Below are 18,346 nucleotides of genomic sequence, written 5' to 3'. Positions count from 1 at the left end.
TTAAGTGTATGTATCATTTTAGGCATAAACAAGCCAGGTACTTTCAGCACCTGGCTTGTTTGTGTTAAGTTGGTGGCTATCTACTTAAGGTATCATCCACGTTAAATAATAAGCTTGTACATATGTCATAATACCAACAATAACTACAAAGAATATACTATGTTTTACTGTGAAGCGGAATAAGTCAGATTCTTTTCCAGCGAGACCTACTGCTGCACACGCGATCGCAATCGATTGCGGAGAAATCATTTTACCCGTTACACCACCTGTTGTATTTGCAGCAACAAGCAATACTTCTTTCACACCAACTTGCTGTGCTGTAATAGCTTGCAAATTGGAGAATAGCGCGTTTGCCGATGTATCTGATCCTGTTAAGAATACACCGAGCCAGCCAAGGAATGGTGAGAAGAATGGGAATAATCCACCTGTTCCTGCTAATGCTAACGCGAGTGTTGAGGATAAACCAGAATAGTTTGCGATGAATGCGAATCCTAATACTAAACCGATAGATAGAATTGGCATTTTTAATTCTTGTAACGTTTCTGCAAATGTTTCTATAGCTTGTTTTGCACTCATTTTTAAAATAATGATAGAAATGATACAAGCGATTAAAATTGCTGTTCCAGTTGCTGATAAAATATCAAGTTTGAATACTGCCTCATAAGGCGTTGGTTTATTTACAATTGGCTCTGCCTTCATGACTAAATTGTGCAGACCTGGAATTTGAAACTTAAAGACAAGACTTTCTAACGTCCCACCTGGAGCAAATAATGCTTTAAAGAAACTTTGACTCCAAATAACAACCATCACTGTCAAAATAATAAATGGTGACCAAGCCTTTACAACTTTTCCTACTGTTAATTTCGGCATGGATGCAGCCGTCGTTGTTGCTGCCGCTTCAGCATTTGCTTGATTAGATTGATAGATTTCTTTCGGCTGCCATACTTTTAGGAATAATGCTAAACATACTAAGCTGACAAGTGCTGATGTAATATCTGGAAGTTCTGGTCCTAAAAACGTTGCTGTAATAAATTGCGTAATTGCAAAGGAACTACCTGCTACAAGTAATGCAGGCCATGTTTGTTTTATACCTTTGAAGCCATCCATTAAAAATACGATAAAGAATGGAACAAACAATGATAAAAACGGCAATTGGTGTCCAGCCATTTGTCCAATTTTGTGGGGATCAATACCCGTTACTTGCCCCGCAACTGTAATTGGAATTCCCATCGCTCCGAACGCTACCGGTGCTGTATTTGCAATTAAGCAAAGTCCTGCTGCATATAACGGATTTAAACCAAGACCAGCAAGAAGCGCTGCTGTAATTGCTACCGGTGCACCGAATCCTGCTGCTCCTTCCAAAAATGCGCCAAATGAAAAGCCAATTAAAATAACGAGTAAACGATGGTCATTCGTAATCGATAGTACCGATGCACGAATCACATCAAACTGTCCTGTTTTGACAGAAATTTTATATAAAAATACCGACATCACAATAATCCATGCAATTGGCCATAACCCGTATGCAAAGCCATATCCGGTTGCTGCCATCGCCATTGCAAACGGCATTTTATACGCAAATAGCGCAACTAAAATTGTTAATACAACTGTAATAAGTCCTGCTACATAGCCCTTCATACGAAAGACTGCTAAAGCCAAGAAAAAAAAGATAATTGGAATAAGTGCTACCGCTGCGGAAATCCAAATGTTACCGAACGGATCGTAAACTTGTGTCCATGTGCCCATTGTCCTCTCCCTTTCTGTAATCCCCTGTTTTAAAATCCTTATAATCCTATCAATAGACTATCCGGTCATCATACCTTTAAGTCCAAAATAAAAAACGTTTAAGAAAACGTTTTCAATTATTGTATTTATACTTTACCATACCATTTTTATTTTAAAAAGATTTTTCTGATTATTTTTTCCATTTTTTCGTTTAATTGCACTTTCTATAAATAGGAAAAAAGTAAGTTTCATTCTTCCCTCATTATTTTAAACAAACGTTTGATTAACAAAAGAAAAGACTGTCACTCTGGCGTATTTCACTTTAAACAAACGTTTGATTAAAAGCCTTATGCCTCGTTCAGCACAACTAAAAAAGAAAAAGCACTCGCAATTCGCAAGTGCCCTACCTTCTTCTTCTTTTCTTCTTTTTTCTCATAAGCTTTTTCCGGCGCGTATTCAATCGATCCGCTATAATATGGAGTGCACTCGCAGCGATAACTCCAATTACAAATGTCGTTAAAGCAACATCATGTTCCTTTGCAATCTCAAGTAACCTTCCGTCTAGCACCATTTTATTTACTATGTATAGGAATGGAGAAAAGACAAGAAGCATATACAATATACGAATGAGATCACCGATTACAAGCGTATGCGTTAAAAAAGAACGATGCGGCATCACACATTGATACGGATACCAAAAAATACGAAGTAATCCCCATTTATTATAGGCGTTACTATGAATATCCAAATCTGGTGTTAAGAAAAACGTGCCGATTAAAAAGCCTATCGCAAAAGTGAGTAAAAAATCAAAATTTGTTAATCCATACGAAACAAGCATAAATAAAACAATCGGAAGAGAAAGTAAGTTTATTTTCGTATGTGTTTTTCCTGATGGCATAGTACACTTCCTCGCTTATGTTTGCCCTGCCAGCACATGACAGTTCTCAGCTATTGATCTAATTTTTGATCGATAAACGATGTGTCTATATCCGAACCAAACCAATCCGCTAATTTCATCTGCGCTTTTTCTTTTACATCTTCATTTACATACATGGATGCTTGCAAAAGTGCAGCTGTTAATGCCCCTAAATCATCCGTATAACCAATTCCAGCTATAAAATCCGGAATCGCATCAATTGGCGCAATAAAGTAAGCAAGTGCTCCGATAATGGTTGCCTTTACTCGTTTTGGAACATCCGGTCTTTGCATAACGTAAAACAGCAATAAACTTGCATAAATAACCGATTGTCCCGCTTGTTTCGCTACATGTTTCACTTTATTCCAAAACGCTTCAACTGAAAATTTTCGTTCCATATAAAGAGCCCCCATATTTTGTTTTTTCACTATACGCAAAAGTAGATGTGCCTTCAAAAAGAAAAAACTAGCCTCATTAGTCAATAAAAAGCTCATCAAATATACACATAACCGATCGATGAAAACTTATTGTAACAGACAACACCAAAAAGAACAAGTGTTCGCAATTATTTCCCGCTATTTACTCTAATTATAATAAAATTTTTCACATATAAATCACGGCTTCGGGAACAAAAGAAGACCTGCTCTCTTCTCCTCCCTTTGTTTTAAACTCATCATGGGGCGAAAAAAGGGCCTGACCGCTTCTATGCTCAGCCGGACGCTCTCTCCCACCTAAAAAGAGGGGGGTATACATTAAAATTTCCATCACCAATCAAAATTTTGCTAAATCACTCTTTTTGTTCTTTCACTTATAAATTGCTTTGCATACAAAATGGACCTGCTCTCTCCTTCTCCCTTTGTTTTAAATTCGGCATGGGGCGAAAAAAGGACCTGACCGCTTCCATGCTCAGCCGGACGCTCTCTCCCATCTAAAAAGAAAGGGTTTATATATTTCCTATCAATATTTCTCAATATAAAATGTTCTATTTCTCTTAACATTCTCTTTTATCTTTGTTATATTTTCTAGTTGACGAGCATATAAACCAATGTTAAAGTTTTCTCTGGCAGCAACAACGAAAATACAAAAACTGTAAAATGTTATAGTGTTTCTAAGAATTGAATTTTGTTGTATAATACAGAAATGACGTTATGCTTATGGATCAACAAAAGAAATGGCAGGAAACCAAAAGGGTATGCATAGTTAAAGTCGTATATGGGTGATATAGAAAACCCTGCTCATGGCCAAGAAAACTATGTATTTTTTATTTTAGCATTTTTCTCTCAAAAATCGACCAAGCCTGATAGAGAAAGGGTGGAAATGGATGAAGGAATCTTTAAAATCACAATTTCATAATGTGCGTTTTACTTTGTTCGTCGCTTTGGCCTTATGGCTAAAAACTTACATCATAACGCGTACGAGCTTTGATTTGAAACTTGAATCTTTCATGCAAGAATTTATCTTATTCATTAGTCCATTGGCAACATCATTACTGCTTGTGGGTCTTGCATTATTCGCAAAAGGAAAAAAACGTAATTATATAGCACTTGGAATTGATTTTGTTTTAACAATCGTTCTTGTTGGTAACGTAATGTTCTACGGATTCTACAATGATTTCGTTACTTTACCGGTACTTGGGCAAACGTCCAACTTTGGACAGTTAGGTTCTAGTGTAAAAGAACTACTCAACTACAAAATCATTGTTGCATTTGCTGATATTATTCTTTTCTTCGTTTTATTAAAAAAGAAGAAAGACTTTGCAAAAACGGAGCGTGTGTCACGTCCAATGCGTTCTTTATACTTCGTATCAACGGTTGCTATTTTCTTCGCAAACTTAGGTCTTGCAGAGACTGAGCGTCCGGAACTATTAACGCGTTCATTTGACCGTGTTATGCTCGTAAAAAACTTAGGTTTATATACTCACCAATTATATGATCTTGGCTTACAAGCGAAATCAAGTTCACAAAAAGCATTTGCTGATGGTAGCAAATTACAAGAAACAGAAAACTATGTGAAGACACTCAAAGAGAAACCAGATCCAAATATGTTTGGCGTTGCGAAAGGGAAAAACGTAATCGTCGTTTCTCTTGAATCCTTGCAAACATTCTTAATTGGTGCGACAGTAAATGGTCAAGAAGTTACACCATTCTTAAACCAATTTACAAAAGAAAGCTATTACTTCGATAACTTCTTCCACCAAACTGGACAAGGAAAAACATCGGATGCTGAATTCTTAGTAGATACATCACTATATCCGTTAGACCGAGGTGCTGTATTCTTTACACATGGTAATAACGAATATACTGCAACACCAGAAATCCTGCGTCAGCAAGGGTATTACACAGCTGTATTCCACGCGAACAACGCAACATTCTGGAACCGTAACATCATGTATCCTGCACTTGGTTACGACCGTTACTATAACGAACTTGACTACAAAATCACACCAGAAACAAAGTTAAACTGGGGATTAAAAGATATTGAGTACTTTAATCAATCCGTGGATATGTTAAAACAAGTGAAGAAGCCATTCTATACTCGCTTCCTTAGTTTAACCAACCACTATCCATTTACTTATGATGACGGTACAAAATTAATCGAACCTTACAACTCTGGTGATGGTGTATTTGACCGTTACATGGTAACAGCTCGTTACTTAGACGAAGCACTGAAAAACTTTATTGAACGTCTAAAAGCAGAAGGTATTTATGATAACTCGGTTATCGTATTCTACGGTGACCACTATGGTATTTCTGAAAACCATAACCGTGCGATGGCACAATTCTTAGGAAAAGAAGAAATTACAACATTTGATCATATGAACTTACAACGTACACCAATGTTCATTCACGTTCCAGGTCAAAAAGAAGGTAAAACAATTTCAAAACCAACAGGTGAAATTGATATTAAACCAACAATTCTAAACTTACTTGGTGTTGATTCAAGCAATGACATTAGCTTCGGTCATGATGTATTCTCACCAGATTATAAATCATTCGTTGTTCTTCGTGATGGAAGTTTTATAACAGAACAATATATATATACAAACAATACATTCTATAACCGCGAAACAGGCGAAATTGTAGAAGTACCGAAAGAAGAAGCTCAAGCGATGATTGATCGGGCACAAAATGAACTGCACATGTCTGATAAACTCATTGAGGGAGACTTACTTCGCTTCTCCGAAAGCAACAAAATTAAAACGGGCGAAGTAAAAACAATTATTAAAGAAGACAAAAAAGGCGCTGAGTAATCTCAGCGTCTTTTTCTCTACATTAGTATGATAAAATTACACAATCTTCACCAAATATTTACATAAAATTCATGAAACATCTCTATAATAGAATTTGTAAACAGTATTCTGTTCATTCCTCATGGGGAATAATAGTATCATTTTTGTAACAATTTTCCTGACGTTACCGGGAAGTAACATCCATTGTCTTAGTAAAGCCGTTTGGTTTACTGGTCACCTTTCTAAGCTATACCAAGACAATATCCCTATGAAACAAGCTACCCTCCTTATGCAACATTGTTACAAGCAACGTTCTATATGAATGTTGCTTTTTTTATTTCTAAAAAGCAGGATTCTCATTTCTCATTTGCGAATTTGTATATGCGAAATACAATAAATTGGCGTTTCCATACGGGCTCTCACCACTCATCATTAAAACAATTAAGAAAGGATGGGAAGTAAAATGGCATACGAAAGATTTGTATTATGGAATGACACAATTATTGATACAAATAACAAACAACCGTACATACAATTAGAAGAACGTGGTTTACAATTTGGAGATGGTGTCTATGAAGTAATTCGTATTTATAAAGGAAACATCCACTTATTAGATCCACATTTAACTCGGTTATACCGTTCAATGGATGAAATAGAACTAACACTACCTTTCTCTAAAGCAGAACTCATTACACTACTTTACAAATTACTCGAAAATAATAACTTCCAAGAAGATGGTACCATCTACCTGCAAGTTTCTCGAGGAGTACAGCATCGTGCGCACGCATTCTCTTTTGATGTAACCCCAACGATTTATGCTTATATCTCAAAAAAAGAACGACCCGCTTTATGGATTGAATACGGAATACGTGCCATATCAGAACCTGATACACGTTGGCTCCGCTGTGATATTAAATCCTTAAATTTATTGCCAAATGTATTGGCTGCCACAAAAGCAGAACGCAAAGGATGTAAAGAAGCCCTTCTCGTTCGTAACGGAATAGTTACAGAGGGTAGTCACTCGAACTTTTTTCTTGTAAAAAACGGGATCCTTTATACCCACCCTGCTAATCACCTAATCCTAAACGGGATTATTCGTCAATATATTCTTTCCTTAGCCCATAAACTACAGATTCCTGTTCAAGAAGAATTATTCAGTATTCGTGATGTCTATAACGCTGACGAGTGCTTTTTTACAGGAACAACTGTAGAAGTGCTGCCTATGACACATCTTGATGGAACTGCCATCCAAAATGGTCAAGTTGGGCCAATCACCAAACTACTACAAAAAACATTTGTCCAAAGTTTTTCAACTTCTAATATCTCATTACCTTAAACACGAACATTTTAAATTTCGCAATAAAACAATGTATGTATTTTCGTTCAAAATCAAGGTGGAGCATGCACCTTGATTTTTTTTCGTAATATTTTTGACATATTCAGATTCCCGCATAAGCCTTGACAGTAATCGACATGCCTTTTAGAATTTTTAACAGTTGGTAAATATTTCATCACTACATTACAGACAGAAAGGAATCGACAAAACATGAAAAAATATCTTGCCGGTCTTGCGGCAGTGTCTGTAGCAGGAGGAGCAGCCCCGACATTAGATAGCGTTCAAGCTGCCCCTGAAAATACACAAAAGCCTGCTACACAAACTGTTCAAGCTGCACCACAAAACAATTCAAACTACACAGTTACTGCTGACGTATTACACGTTCGTTCAGGAGCTAGCACTTCTCACGACATCATCTCTCGCGTATATGAGGGTCAAACATTAAACGTAATCGGTGAAGAAAACGGTTGGGTTAAAATTAACCATAATGGTAAAACTGGTTACGTTAGTGGACAATTCGTATCAAAAAATGGTACAACACCAAACGTAAGCACAGGTGGCAAAAACAAAGTTACTGCTGATGTATTGCGTGTTCGCACAAGCCCAAATACTTCTAGTTCCATTATGGGACGTGTATATGAAGGACAAACATTGCAAGTTATTAGCATAGAAAACGGATGGGTTAAAATTAACCATAACGGCAAAACTGGTTACGTTAGTGGACAATTCATATCTGGCATTTCTTCAAACGCTGGTTCTTCAAATAACAACAATGTTCAAGCAGCAAGCGGAAACTATACAGTAAATGTATCTTCTCTTCGCGTCCGTACAGGCCCTAGCGCTTCTCATACAGTTTTAGGATCTGTTCATAAAGGACAAGTTGTACAAGTTGTTGGCGAAGTTCAAGATTGGTTCAAAATTAACTATGCTGGACAAACTGCTTACCTTAGCAAGGACTACGTAACAAAAGGTGGTTCTAGTAACGATGTTGTCCAAGGTAATGATCAACAACAAGAAATCAATAATAATGTAACTGTTCAAACTGGCGGTACTTATGTTGTTAATACAACATCATTACGTGTTCGTACAGGCCCAGCTACATACCACGGTGTACTTGGTGGCGTATTAAACGGTCAAACATTAAATGTAACTGGTGTAGAAAATGGTTGGTACAAAATTAATCATCACGGTAAAACTGGCTATGTAAGTAGCGAATTTGTGAAATTTGTTAAAGGTGGCACAACGACACCGGAACAACCAAACCAGCCTGAGCAACCACAAACATCTGTTGGTGAATACTACATTAATGCGGCAGCATTAAATGTACGTAGCGGCGAAGGTACAAATTACAGCGTAATCGGTGCTCTTCCACAAGGTCAAAAAGTACAAGTTATTTCTGAACATTATGGATGGAGTAAAATTAACTACAACGGTCGCACTGGCTATGTAGGAACTCGTTTCCTATCTAAAACACCAGTCGGTGGCGCTGTAGACAATAAACCTAACAACAGTAACAATAACAACAACCAAAATAATAATAATAACGCAGGCAACACAAGTGGTAATACATCATCTATTCTTGCATATGCAAAATCAATGCAAGGTGTACCATATGTATGGGGTGGCACTTCTGCTAATGGTGTTGACTGCAGTGGTTACATTTTCCACGTATTTAACAAATTCGGTCACAACATTAGCCGTCAAACTGTAGCAGGATATTGGAGCAGTCTACCAAAAACTTCAAATCCACAACCAGGCGATTTAATCTATTTCCAAAACACTTATAAGCCAGGTCCTTCTCATATGGGTATCTACCTTGGCGGCGGATCATTTATTCAAGCTGGTGACAACGGAGTTAAAATTGTTTCAATGAATAACTCTTACTGGAGCAGCCACTTCTTAGGATATACAAAAGCACCTTAAGTCATAGTTTCAGAGTCTTCTAGATTACTAGAAGACTCTTTTTATATAAAGTGAAACTTTAATCAGTGGGGGTTTTCTTCATCCCCCACTGATTATTAGCTGAACCAATCGGGCTTTTACGGGCAGTTGACCTCCCACCTAACCTCTTTGCTTTCGCCGAATTTTGAGGTGGGAGTATTACTGCCCGTTAATGCGGGATAAATCCTTTTTGATTTTTCACATATAAGTCGCTGCTACGAAGAACAAAAGGTGACCTGCTCTCTTTTTCTCCTTTTGTTTTCAATTCGGCATGGGGCGAGAAAAGGCCCTGACCGCTTCTATCCATGGTCGGATGCTCTCTCCCTACCTATAAAAGAAAAGTCTTTATCATATTTTCAATTCATATTGCTACAAATATGTTTCTCTCCTCTTATTTCATACACTGTATTCTATAAAAACAGCTCATAACGTTATAATAATGAATATATTCCCCTAAAATAACATAACCTAACCTCTATAAGATTGATATGTGTTTTCTTAAATAATTTTCTTTCTATTTAAACTTTTCAATAGACGTTTGACCTCTGATGTCCGGTATGATACGTTACTTAAGATGTTATTTTCGTTGAGTATAGACATCTGTTATGTATACTTTTTTACTATGAGAGAGGAGATTTATACTGCATGAATGTTTTATGGGGAATTGGCGGCGTGATTGGAATTTTAGCAGTTGCTTTTCTACTATCTTCCAACCGCAAAGCTATTAATTGGCGCACAATTTTAATTGCGCTAGCATTACAAATTACGTTTTCTTTCATCGTGTTACGATGGGATGCCGGAAAAGCTGGCTTAAAAGTTGCTTCTGACGGCGTTCAAGGCTTAATCAATTTTTCTTATGAGGGAATTAAATTCGTCGCTGGTAACTTATTAGATAAAGATGGTCCTTGGGGATTCATTTTTGTCATTCAAGCACTACTTCCAATTGTATTTATTAGTTCATTAGTAGCAATTTTATATTATTTGGGTATTATGCAATGGTTCGTTAGTATCGTTGGTGGTGCATTAAGCAAACTTCTTGGCACTTCTAAAGCAGAAAGTTTAAATGCAGTAACAACTGTTTTCTTAGGACAAACAGAAGCACCAATTTTAATTAAACCGTACTTAACTCGTCTAACAAACAGTGAATTCTTCACAATTATGGTAAGCGGTATGACGGCCGTTGCAGGATCAGTTCTTGTTGGTTATGCAGCAATGGGAATTCCGCTAGAGCACTTATTAGCAGCAGCAATTATGGCAGCACCATCAAGCTTATTAATTGCAAAACTAATTATGCCAGAAACAGAAAAACCGGATAACAATGTACAACTTTCTACAGAGCGTGAAGATGCTAACGTTATCGATGCAGCAGCACGCGGTGCATCTGAAGGTATGCAGCTTGTTATTAACGTTGCAGCAATGTTAATGGCGTTCATCGCATTAATCGCTGTATTAAACGGCCTATTAGGATGGGTTGGATCTTGGTTCCATATTAAACTTAGCCTTGATTTAATCTTTGGATATATTCTATCTCCATTTGCTATCCTAATCGGTGTTTCACCAAACGAAGCTGTACAAGCAGCTAGCTTTATCGGACAAAAACTTGCAATCAACGAATTCGTTGCATATGCAAACTTAGGTCCACACATGTCAGAGCTGTCTGATAAAACAAATATGATCTTAACATTTGCAATCTGTGGCTTTGCAAACTTCTCTTCTATCGCAATTCAATTAGGTGTAACAGGGACACTTGCTCCTTCTCGCCGTAAACAAATTGCACAGTTAGGGATTAAAGCAGTAATCGCTGGTACACTAGCGAACTTCTTAAATGCAGCAGTTGCAGGTATGATGTTCTTATAATAAAAATCGAGCTGATCCGAATTTTCGGGTCAGCTTTTTTTTATGAATGTATTTCGCATACGCCCAGCTCTTTACGTACCTATTTATCAGAAGCCTCTTCCTATACTTACGCGCTAAAAATAAAAAACAAATTATCGGATGTGACAAGACAGTCAGGTTTAAAAAGTAAAAGTGGCAGCGGCTCGTTCAAAATTAAACAAACGTTTGATTAAAAAAATAAGCACAGAGCGCCGTATGCTCTGTGCTTATTTTTACTTTAAATCTATATATCGGACAATACCCCTTAGTCGAAAGTAATTTTCACGTCCATCCCCCAACGAACGATCTACTTTCATTTATATACGAAAAAGTGACTGCTATTTTTGTAAAACCAATTGCTTCTCTTGCTGTTCTTTAGACACTTCAGTCTTTGGTTCCGTGTTTTCTTGGACACTACGATGTGCCACACGTTTCAAACAAATATGCTTCCACTTTCTTTCGTAACGCTTCATTATTCTAGTTGTCCCCCTTGAATACGCTTAAAAACCATTTGAAATCGCTTACAGGAAATAATATAGCACATATACGCAAAAGTGACAACACATTTCCGACAAATTTTTGTCAAAAATATGGATTACTTTTGACAATATATCGGCGGTTCGACACAACTTATCGACCATTCGACGACCTGCGACAACTGCTAATCAATAGGAATTCGCACAACCTATCAAAAAAGAGCTGATTCAAAATCAGCTCTTTCCTTCTATTATTTATGGTGATGACGAACTTCCTTCTGTAATTCTTTAAATAGGGAAGCAGCCATAAAGAAGATAACAAATACAAACGGGAATGCTGCGATAATCGAAGCAGTTTGCAATGCCTCTAATCCACCTACATATAATAAAATCGCTGCCAATGCTGCTTGAACAAGACCCCAAACCAGTTTAATACGATTTGGTGGATTTAAACTACCATTTGTCGTTAACATACCAAGAACAAATGTCGCAGAGTCTGCTGAAGTAATAAAGAATGTTGAAATCAGTAAAATCGCAAGAACAGATAAAACTGGTCCTATGCTGCCCATATGATCTAACATAGCGAATAATCCAATTTCTGTGCCCATCTCTTTAATTTGTCCATAAATATTTGCTCCATCAAACATCTCCATGTGAATACCTGTTCCTCCAAATACAGAGAACCAAAGCGCACCAATAATTGTTGGAACGAGCAACACACCAATAACAAACTCACGAATCGTACGTCCACGTGAAATACGGGCAATGAATGTACCAACGAATGGGGACCATGCAATCCACCATGCCCAGTAAAATATCGTCCATGATTGAATCCATTGGTTACCACCCTCATTTAATGGGCTTAAACGGAAGCTCATACTTGGCAACTCTTGAATGTACGAACCGATTGTAGAAGTAAAGTAATTCATAATAAAGTTCGTTGGACCTGCAAATAATAAGATTGCCATAAGTGCAAAGGCTAAAATAATATTTATATTACTTAAATATTTAATCCCTTTATCTAATCCTGTTTGTGCAGATAACATATATAGGACCGTTACTACCCCAATAATAACTAACTGCGTTGTTAATGAGTTTGGAATAGATGTTAAGTAACTAACGCCACCTGCAATTTGTTTTGCTCCAAGTCCTAATGAAGTTGCAACACCGAATACTGTCGCAAATACAGCTAACACGTCAAACGTATGTGCGATCCGTCCGTGCTCACCACTCTTAAATAAAGAACCAACTGTTGCACTAATTGTACTTGGTTTCCCTTTTCGGAACGTAAAATAAGCAATACAAAGTGCTACAAGTGCATACAGACCCCATGGATGTAATCCCCAATGGAAGAATGAAAAACGAAGTGCAAGACGTGCACTCTCTTCTGTTGCACTCTCTCCAAATGGCGGTGTGTATAAATGATTTAATGGTTCCGCAACTCCCCAGAAAATCAAACCGATTCCCATGCCGGCACTAAAGAGCATAGCGAACCAGGTCATATAACTATAATCAGGCTTATCATCATCTTTCCCTAAACGGATCGAACCATATTTTGAAAAGATTAAAAAGATAGCTAAACCTAAGAAAACAGAAACAGAAATGATATAGAACCAACCAAATTTACTAACTAATGCAGTTTGAATTGCAGTAGTCACATTTCCTAAATTACCTTTTCCGATTATAGATTCGGGAATAATCCCCCAAATTGTAAATGCAATACATAATGTTAATGAGACAATAAATGTTTTTGTCAGTTTCCTCATAAAATCCCCCTTTTGTAGGTTTCTTTTTTTCGTAAAATGACTCTAATTCCGATATGTTAAATCGGATAAAGTGAAGTATTTCTTGCGGTGATTTTCTTTCAGCTCTCTAAAATCAGCCTTCACCAATTAGAATTCTTATGGACAGTTGAGCCTCCATATAACCGTTCGGATTATAAAATGGAGATGCTACCGCCAAATCGTGCGAGATAGATGCGGATGGGAGTGTGTTTCCCCAAAAAGGTGTGTTACAGTTGGAAAAAAGCCAAATTTACGGATAGCAGCTCTTTCTTTTTGTAACAATTATGCGGTTGTTTTTGTAAGGATATAGCACTTCTTTGTGAATACACAAACAAATTATTTATGTTTATATAACTATTTTAGTCACAAATCGACGAATTACTCAAGGATTGTAACCATTTAGTAACCCTATCGTAATAACTGCGTAACATTATTATCTCAGTTGAAAAATATCCTCTATGCTATAAGTAATAGAGATATCTATCAAACCTCCTAAAAACACGGAATGAAAACTGCTTTCTATTATTTCTTTCTATATTACAGAGTATTAATGATTTGTTACGAATGGTTTGTAATTGTGTGATTTCCCAAATTCCGAAAAAAACTGTTGCTATAATGAGGACACGAAAACAAACGCAATGGAGGCTATCATGAAAAAATTAATTGGTATAGCAACGGCAGCGGTTTTTGGTCTTGGGATTTTCACTACTTCTGCAAAAGCAGAAACTGTTGTAACAACAGACGTATTAAATGTACGCGAGAACCCAACTACTGAATCACAAGTTGTAGGCAAATTATTAAATGGTCATAAATTAGATGTTACAAATACAGAAAACGGATGGTCAAAAATCAAATTAGATGGTAAAGACGCATTCGTAAACGCAGAATTTACAAAAAGCATCTATTACGTAACAGCAAACGTATTAAACGTACGTGCTGAAGCAAACACAAACTCAGAAGTTCTTGGTACGCTTAAGAAAGACGATATGATCGAAACAACGAACCAAGTACAAAATGAGTGGTTACAATTCGAATATAATGGGAAAACGGCTTACGTTCATGTTCCTTTCTTAACAGGTACAGCACCTGTTATTGAAAAACAAGAAACGCCTGCTCCTGCTCAAGCTGCAGCACCTGCTAAAGCAGAGGCAAAAGCACCAGCAGCACAAGAAAAACCAGCTGCTAAACCTGCTGTCAAAGCAGCAGAAACAAACACTCCTTCTGGTGGTCGTGAACTAACAGTTGAAGCTACAGCATATACAGCTCATCCGAGTGAAAATGGCGGCACATATGGTGGTCGTGTATTAACTGCAATGGGTCATGACCTAACAGCGAATCCAAACATGAAAATGATTGCTGTTGACCCGAAAGTGATTCCACTTGGATCAAAAGTATGGGTAGAAGGTTACGGAGAAGCAATCGCTGGTGACACTGGCGGCGCAATTAAAGGTAACCGTATCGACGTTCTAGTTGGCTCTGATTCAGCCGCTAACAAATGGGGACGTAAATCCGTTAAAGTGAAAATTTTAAAATAACCAATGACTGCTAAAAATTCAGCCAGTTCTCATATATTGAGAGCTGGCTTTTACTTTTTTATATAAACACAAATGAAAAAACATCCTTTTTTAGATGCGAGAGAGCTGCCGGCCATGGAAAGAAGCGGTCAGGGCCTTTTTTTAACCCCATGCAAAGTAAAAACGAGCGCAAGTCTCCTAGCAGCGACTTATATGTTGGAAAACCAAAATGGATATATATATAATGACGATAAGGAGGCTATACCATGAACCCACATGCAAAAATAGACTGGATCGGCACACCGAAGCCATACATCTACAAAGATGATGTAACATACGACGGGGCTACAATTGATTTTTCACTTGAACATGATGACAATCGCTATAAGCTGATTGTGCTCAAGCACGATCAATCCGTTCAATATAAATTTGTGCAATACGGCACAAAACCGGGATCACAAAAACCATTTCCAATTGATATACCCTTTCAAGAAGAAATGCTTCCGTTAGTAGAAAGAATTCTACAAGATCCATATGTACAGGCTTGTCGTATTTTGTAGAGAAGTCGATATATCAAAAAAAGACTACCTCTTTGTAAAGAGATAGTCTTTTCACATTTTAATGCGTTGGGCCAGATACGTCTTCTGTTTTCAATGTATTATTCGCACTGATTGAATGATACATTAGTTTCCCATCCGCATTTACTGTAACGATATGTTCATTGCTAAAGCTCTTAAACTTTACAGATCCATCACCATAGCGAATATTGTATTCTTCATATGTCGTTACTTTATATTTCGTAGAACTTTGACGTTCAACATTACGGACTTCAAATTTTAATAAATCCTCAGTAATTCCTTTTTTCTTTAAATATTGCAGATAATCACGGTCTTCTTTATATGATTTCCCGCTCTTATCATAGTCATTTTCAATTAGACTAAAGTCATTTAAAGAAATAGCGCGCACGTTGTTATAAATATGAGTGCGAACAAAGTCACCAACTGCCGTATCCGATGTTTGTTTTGGGAATTTCAAATAATAGGAGCTCCCCTCATCACCAATTTTTACACTTTCGGTTTTCACAACACCAAAATCAGTTTGTTTCTCTAAATGAACTTCGACCGTCCCATCTGTTGGTACTGGTCCGAGCTTATAGCTTCCATACTCTAGTTTCCCACGTTTTTTACCATTTACAAAGACATTAGCGCTATTTTCGTCAGAAGAGATTGTAACATATTTTCCTTCAAGTGGTAATTTCACATCCACTTTCCCTTCTTTTTCTCCAGCTAACTCAACTTCCTTTTCCGTTTCTAGTTCAGTAAGCTCTGCCTTCGCCTTTGCTTTTACAACATACGTCCCAGGGAAATAAGGTCCGATTTCTTTAGAAGATTTTTCGCTAGAAATATCAGCCGTTTTTTTATCATTTACATATACTTCTGCATTTTTTGCAGTTGTGCTGACCGTCATAAAATACGACTTAATGCTGAACTTATATTTTGGATATAAGAACCACTCTTTTCCATCCTCTACAATTTGTCCGTCCACAAAGCTTTCTTTGTTAACGAGCTCTGTATCTACCGTTTGCTTTTGTAAGTAAGATAACAATTCTTTATTGTATGAAGGACTATCCTTTAAATAACGTAAATAAGATTTAATATCTTCTGTTTTAATTTTCAAACCTGGGTCATCCGATTTTATAAGAGAATCAATTGTATTTATATCTTTTTTATTGAAAGCATCAATTAATGCATTGATTTGCTTTTCTTTCGAGAATTTATATGCCCCGAATTTATATGCTCCAAATAGTAAAGCAGCGAGTACGACGAATACAATGAGGAGTACAATATTTTTCTTGCTCTTCTTTGGTTGCATTTCCCTCTGTACATCTGCTCTCGAAGCCGCTACATTTTCTTCAATCACTTCTACTTTACTTCCGCATTCAGAACAAAAATTTAAGTAATCTGCGACTTGTTTTTTACATGTTCCACAAAACTTCACGATACTTCCCCCCTACTTCCTTGCCAATTTCATTCCAGCGAAGGCAGCTGCATATGTCAGAATAAAACTACCGAGTATTAAATAGATCCAGCCGCCCTGCATAGAAAATACTGTTCCACCTACTCCAAATTCCTTTGTTAGCTTTCCTGCAATATTAATTTCAATTTTAGAAAGAAGATTCATTACAATCATCATAATTGTATAAGCACCGCTACATACAGCTAACGTTACATACATATTAGAGAATGGCACCCTCGCTAATTTTTGTCCCGCTCTAAACATAAAGAATACTGGGATCATAAGGAGCAACAAACCAAGGTGGAATTTACCATTTATCTCATCAAAACTTTCCATTGCTGATAGCGGAGCACCTTCAGCAATTAAAATATCTTTTATTTTAACGCCACCAGCAGATACACCTGATATGAATGAAAGTTCTATCATACTTTTGTCACCTGTTGTCATTACTTTAGACATTTCCTTTTGTAACGCTGGAACTTTTATTTCTACTGGTGCAAAATGAGTCATACTCCATACATTTGGTGTGAGTTGCAATGCCATCATTGCACGCGCTGAAATTGTCGGTGCTACATGTTCGAAAGGCTTTGCATTACTACCGGATAGTGTAATGAATGTCGTCACACAAAAAATAGCAGCTGTCAGTAAAAGACCTTTCACCATCGCTGCCATTCCATGATATAGCGATGCCCCGTATGGAAGTAGCTCCTGAAACGCATCTGCTATATTGTTTCGGCTTGTATGCGCAATCAATCCAAATAAACTAAAGAAAGTTCCGTAGATAAAACCACTTACTAAACTTTTCAACGAAGAGTATCCAACTGTTATCGTTCCTACTTCTGGGAATGTAACTGATTGTGAGGCAATAAAACTGATTACAAATAAGAATAATCCATACATAATACCGACTGTTGCCGCTAGTACGATTTGTTCTCCAATCGTCTTTGCAACACGTTGTTTTCCTATCCAAATCCCTACTCCACATAAAATAACAAATGGAATAATTAATAGTAAAAAGAATGGAGTATGCCAAGATAACGACATAACAATTCCGCCTTCATTTCCTGCTGAAAAACCAAGTAAATGATAGCTTAATAGTGTAGAGGTTGTACTCGCATAAAAATCAGGTAACATTGTTAATTCCCTAGCAAATTCATGGAATATCTTTTTCATCATCTCTGAAACTGCTAAACTTCCAAGCCATCCCGCAAGTAACATAAGAACGCTTGCAATTGCTCCGCCAATTATCCCTGTCTTCAGACCACCTTTATGTAAGCCTAATTCAACTTTATGACCTTTTTCCATACTAGGTAACTTTACGATATGTTCTTTTTTCTTCACTGTAAATAAAGAATGTCCGCACTTTTGGCAATACAGGTTCTGCTCTGCATTTTCATTCCCACAATCACGGCAATATTTAGAGTTGTCTTGCTCAAGAACGACACTGTCTCCATACACCATTGTCATACTTCCTTCATTTGGACAGTAGTTCACTTCTTCTCCATGTTGATTCCCACACATGCGACAGTACATT

At 37.1% G+C, this 18,346-nt stretch carries 13 protein-coding genes; 6 read left to right on the top strand and 7 right to left on the bottom strand.

The features are described 5' to 3' along the window. Positions 1 to 84: 84 nt before the first annotated feature. The 3 genes from MHH71_RS17555 to MHH71_RS17545 form a co-directional block, all read right to left on the bottom strand. Positions 85 to 1,746, bottom strand: a complete 1,662-nt coding sequence (locus MHH71_RS17555) for a lactate permease LctP family transporter (protein WP_006097488.1) — start codon at positions 1,744 to 1,746, stop codon at positions 85 to 87. 382 nt (positions 1,747 to 2,128) lie between these two features. After that, complete coding sequence (locus tag MHH71_RS17550) at positions 2,129 to 2,623, bottom strand: metal-binding protein (RefSeq protein ID WP_003209033.1); 495 nt, start codon at positions 2,621 to 2,623, stop codon at positions 2,129 to 2,131. A 50-nt stretch (positions 2,624 to 2,673) separates the two neighbouring features. Continuing rightward, positions 2,674 to 3,039: a YkvA family protein gene (locus MHH71_RS17545; RefSeq protein ID WP_016112579.1), complete on the bottom strand. Its 366-nt coding sequence runs from the start codon at positions 3,037 to 3,039 to the stop codon at positions 2,674 to 2,676. A gap of 923 nt (positions 3,040 to 3,962) precedes the next feature. Here MHH71_RS17545 and MHH71_RS17540 point away from each other — a divergent pair. From MHH71_RS17540 to MHH71_RS17525, 4 genes are all read left to right on the top strand, one after another. Continuing rightward, positions 3,963 to 5,891: an LTA synthase family protein gene (locus tag MHH71_RS17540; protein ID WP_018781256.1), complete on the top strand. Its 1,929-nt coding sequence runs from the start codon at positions 3,963 to 3,965 to the stop codon at positions 5,889 to 5,891. Positions 5,892 to 6,321: 430 nt separating this feature from the next. After that, a complete protein-coding gene (locus tag MHH71_RS17535) occupies positions 6,322 to 7,206 on the top strand; it encodes a D-amino-acid transaminase (protein ID WP_006097492.1) in 885 nt (294 codons plus the stop codon). A 210-nt stretch (positions 7,207 to 7,416) separates the two neighbouring features. Next, positions 7,417 to 9,129, top strand: a complete 1,713-nt coding sequence (locus tag MHH71_RS17530; RefSeq protein WP_006097493.1) for a C40 family peptidase — start codon at positions 7,417 to 7,419, stop codon at positions 9,127 to 9,129. Between the two features lie 663 nt (positions 9,130 to 9,792). After that, on the top strand, positions 9,793 to 11,004 hold the full coding sequence (locus MHH71_RS17525; protein WP_006097494.1) for a NupC/NupG family nucleoside CNT transporter: 1,212 nt from the start codon (positions 9,793 to 9,795) through the stop codon (positions 11,002 to 11,004). Positions 11,005 to 11,360: 356 nt separating this feature from the next. Here the strand turns inward: MHH71_RS17525 and MHH71_RS17520 are convergent, their stop codons facing one another. After that, positions 11,361 to 11,495: a hypothetical protein gene (locus MHH71_RS17520; protein WP_003205060.1), complete on the bottom strand. Its 135-nt coding sequence runs from the start codon at positions 11,493 to 11,495 to the stop codon at positions 11,361 to 11,363. Between the two features lie 254 nt (positions 11,496 to 11,749). Then, positions 11,750 to 13,264: a glycine betaine transporter OpuD gene (gene opuD, locus MHH71_RS17515; RefSeq protein WP_006097495.1), complete on the bottom strand. Its 1,515-nt coding sequence runs from the start codon at positions 13,262 to 13,264 to the stop codon at positions 11,750 to 11,752. 656 nt (positions 13,265 to 13,920) lie between these two features. On the opposite strand from opuD, the gene MHH71_RS17510 reads away from it, so the two are divergent. Next, positions 13,921 to 14,817, top strand: coding sequence for a cell wall-binding protein EntA (locus tag MHH71_RS17510; protein WP_003209025.1), 897 nt, complete (start codon positions 13,921 to 13,923; stop codon positions 14,815 to 14,817). Positions 14,818 to 15,062: 245 nt separating this feature from the next. Beyond that, entirely contained in the window at positions 15,063 to 15,356 is a 294-nt protein-coding gene (locus tag MHH71_RS17505) for a DUF3910 family protein (protein WP_006096935.1), read from the top strand. Positions 15,357 to 15,414: 58 nt separating this feature from the next. Here the strand turns inward: MHH71_RS17505 and MHH71_RS17500 are convergent, their stop codons facing one another. After that, positions 15,415 to 16,794, bottom strand: a complete 1,380-nt coding sequence (locus tag MHH71_RS17500; RefSeq protein ID WP_006096934.1) for a zinc ribbon domain-containing protein — start codon at positions 16,792 to 16,794, stop codon at positions 15,415 to 15,417. Positions 16,795 to 16,806: 12 nt separating this feature from the next. After that, entirely contained in the window at positions 16,807 to 18,345 is a 1,539-nt protein-coding gene (locus MHH71_RS17495) for a zinc ribbon domain-containing protein (protein WP_033799329.1), read from the bottom strand. Between the last annotated feature and the right edge of the window lies 1 nt (position 18,346).

This window comes from Bacillus sp. FSL H8-0534 (assembly GCF_038005885.1).
Taxonomy (GTDB): domain Bacteria; phylum Bacillota; class Bacilli; order Bacillales; family Bacillaceae_G; genus Bacillus_A; species Bacillus_A pseudomycoides.
The sequence above is the reverse complement of the archived record's forward strand: the minus strand, read 5'-3'. Positions and strand labels throughout refer to the sequence as shown.

Bases quoted from the DNA above. Each gene is read 5' to 3' on its own strand.
- MHH71_RS17555 (WP_006097488.1), bottom strand. From the start codon at position 1,746: ATGGGCACATGGACACAAGTTTACGATCCGTTCGGTAACATTTGGATT.
- MHH71_RS17550 (WP_003209033.1), bottom strand. From the start codon at position 2,623: ATGCCATCAGGAAAAACACATACGAAAATAAACTTACTTTCTCTTCCG.
- MHH71_RS17545 (WP_016112579.1), bottom strand. From the start codon at position 3,039: ATGGAACGAAAATTTTCAGTTGAAGCGTTTTGGAATAAAGTGAAACAT.
- MHH71_RS17540 (WP_018781256.1), top strand. From the start codon at position 3,963: ATGAAGGAATCTTTAAAATCACAATTTCATAATGTGCGTTTTACTTTG.
- MHH71_RS17535 (WP_006097492.1), top strand. From the start codon at position 6,322: ATGGGAAGTAAAATGGCATACGAAAGATTTGTATTATGGAATGACACA.
- MHH71_RS17530 (WP_006097493.1), top strand. From the start codon at position 7,417: ATGAAAAAATATCTTGCCGGTCTTGCGGCAGTGTCTGTAGCAGGAGGA.
- MHH71_RS17525 (WP_006097494.1), top strand. From the start codon at position 9,793: ATGAATGTTTTATGGGGAATTGGCGGCGTGATTGGAATTTTAGCAGTT.
- MHH71_RS17520 (WP_003205060.1), bottom strand. From the start codon at position 11,495: ATGAAGCGTTACGAAAGAAAGTGGAAGCATATTTGTTTGAAACGTGTG.
- opuD (WP_006097495.1), bottom strand. From the start codon at position 13,264: ATGAGGAAACTGACAAAAACATTTATTGTCTCATTAACATTATGTATT.
- MHH71_RS17510 (WP_003209025.1), top strand. From the start codon at position 13,921: ATGGAGGCTATCATGAAAAAATTAATTGGTATAGCAACGGCAGCGGTT.
- MHH71_RS17505 (WP_006096935.1), top strand. From the start codon at position 15,063: ATGAACCCACATGCAAAAATAGACTGGATCGGCACACCGAAGCCATAC.
- MHH71_RS17495 (WP_033799329.1), bottom strand. From the start codon at position 18,345: ATGTACTGTCGCATGTGTGGGAATCAACATGGAGAAGAAGTGAACTAC.